Here is a 1684-nt window from a genome sequence, read left to right as displayed (position 1 = left end):
GTGGCGTCAGCCCATTTGCTCAAAAGAAACGACTGCCAACCCTTGTTGATGCTTCAGCTTCTGATCTAGAAACTATGTTGGTCAGCGGGGGTAAACGTGGCTTAGATATAGAAGTCGCACCACAAGATCTGATTCCTATCTGCCAAGCTATTTCGGCAAATATCGTGAATGAAGACTCGTGACTTATTGCGTAATTAAGTGAATAGTCAACGAAGCACAATTGTTTGTAAAAAAGAAAAGGGATTTAAAAGGAAGGATGTCAGTCCTTAATCAACTAAGGACGGAAGGTCTAACGGCTATTCGTTGCCGTCTCACGCGCTGCTTGCGCTGTTTTTGAACACGTCGTCTCATAAAATACCTCGACTATTTCCCGTGTTATTGAAGATAGGAGGCATTATTTACCTCCCAGAGACTTTACGGAAACCATCATCTAGTGGATGAAATATATACCTCTAAAAAATCGATGGGATCCATCAAAGAAACTATGAGTATTAGAATCGATATAAGTTCCCTTGATCAGTAAGAAAGTAAACGCTGTTATCTGGTCCTTCAACCACATCTCGTATGCGCTCATTTAGTGACTCGAATAGGCGCTCTTCTGAAACAACATGGCCTACCCCATCTAAAGCTACATAATTGAGATGCCTTAGCTTTAACGCACCTGCATATAAGTCTCCCTTGTGCAGCATAAGGCTGCTTGGAGCAATGGAAGGGTCATAATATTTGATAGGCTGTTCCATGCCTTGTTTATGCGTGCCTTCTCCTACAGCTATTGGCCCCCAATACTCTTTTCCATAAGAGATCACAGGCCAGCCATAATTTTTAGCGCGCTCAACACGATTAATTTCATCACCACCACGCGGTCCATGTTCGATAATCCAGAGAATTCCACGATCTTGATCGAACACAATGCCCTGAGCGTTGCGATGCCCATACGACCATATTTCAGCTTGTGCGCCTGCTTGATCGACGAATGGATTGTCTGCAGGCACTCGACCATCAGCATGTAAACGAATCACTGTACCTGCATGATTCGACAAATCTTGCGCCCAATCTCGCTCTCCACGATCCCCTGAGGTGAGAAATAAATAGCCCTGATCATCAAATGCGATGCGGCTGCCAAAGTGGCGACCACCAGAAGAAATAGCATTGCTCACAAACAACTCTTCATGTTGCGTAATAGCGCCATCTGTCAACTGAAAACGGGCTAAAGCTGTTGAGGTGCCATTAGAATGTGCTTTGCTATAACTGGCATAAATCCACGGTTCCTCTGGATAGTCGGGATGGATAGCAAGATCTAACAATCCGCCCTGCCCGCCAAAGGCCACTGGCCAAACATTTCTAAGCGATGTTTGGCCTTTGTCTTTCAAAGAAAGCACTTTTATGGCCCCGGCCCGTTCTGAAACAAGCAGTGTTGTCTCATCTAAAAATTCCATTGACCAGGGTAATTCGAAGCCTTTCGCAATAAGTTCTATTCGCGACTCACTCGCAACAGACATTGGAATACAGCAACACGCGACCACCATACACATTAGATTGTGCAATTTTTTTGAACATTTCATTGCATAAGTTCCGGTCTTTCAGCCAAAAGATGGTTCATATACTAGAGCCATTCTCGGTTGGATTGAAAGCCGAAACCATCGAATAACAGTTCGAATAATAGTAAGGAGAAACATATGAACTA

The 1684-nt window shown here is 44.1% G+C and carries 1 protein-coding gene and 1 pseudogene; one reads left to right on the top strand and one right to left on the bottom strand.

What is annotated here, in order from left to right:
• Positions 1-182: pseudogene (locus A3739_RS12250) on the top strand (Cys-tRNA(Pro) deacylase); the annotation flags it as partial.
• A gap of 309 nt (positions 183-491) precedes the next feature.
• On the opposite strand, the gene A3739_RS12245 reads toward A3739_RS12250, so the two are convergent.
• The gene (locus A3739_RS12245; protein WP_197468920.1) at positions 492-1562 is read right to left on the bottom strand and encodes a PQQ-dependent sugar dehydrogenase; all 1071 of its coding nucleotides are present in this window, start codon (positions 1560-1562) and stop codon (positions 492-494) included.
• Between the last annotated feature and the right edge of the window lie 122 nt (positions 1563-1684).

The organism is Oleiphilus sp. HI0067, assembly GCF_001635735.1.
The sequence above is the reverse complement of the archived record's forward strand: the minus strand, read 5'-3'. Positions and strand labels throughout refer to the sequence as shown.

What these genes read in the sequence shown, in the direction of transcription:
- A3739_RS12245 (WP_197468920.1), bottom strand. Translation starts at nt 1,562, where the DNA reads ATGAAATGTTCAAAAAAATTGCACAATCTAATGTGTATGGTGGTCGCG.